The 422-nt window shown below is 37.4% G+C and carries 1 protein-coding gene; it reads left to right on the top strand.

The window, feature by feature from the left end:
- The first annotated feature begins 86 nt into the window (after positions 1-86).
- On the top strand, positions 87-221 hold the full coding sequence (locus ACYVTD_RS17095) for a hypothetical protein (protein WP_461248841.1): 135 nt from the start codon (positions 87-89) through the stop codon (positions 219-221).
- Positions 222-422 lie beyond the last annotated feature (201 nt).

Genomic DNA, 422 nt, shown 5'->3' with positions numbered 1-422 from the left:
GTAAAAATGGCAATGCTTAACTTAGACAAAAAACTTGCCGCCGAAAAAGCAAAGCTCGCCTTTTATTACAAGTTCACGATGAATTAATCCTAGAGTGTCCAAAAGACGATGCCGAGAAAACATCAATATTGATTAAAACAGAAATGGAACAAGCGGCGGCGTTAAGTATTCCCTTGAGAGTGAGCGTAGAAACAGGAAGCAGATGGGGCGATTTCCATTGAGTGTTAAATATATTAAATACATATTCAAGTTAACCATTTCCATGTAGCAAATTAAGGAAAACTGCGGATATTGCGCCTGAAAACATAAAAGGAGCAAATGGAAGTTTGTCAGAAAGTTTCCAACCAAGAAGAGCAATACCTATAGCATATATAATAATGGCACTTATAGCCGTACAGAAGAAAGCCAAAGGTGTTATATCC

Source organism: Treponema sp. R6D11 (assembly GCF_054786075.1).
The sequence above is the reverse complement of the archived record's forward strand: the minus strand, read 5'-3'. Positions and strand labels throughout refer to the sequence as shown.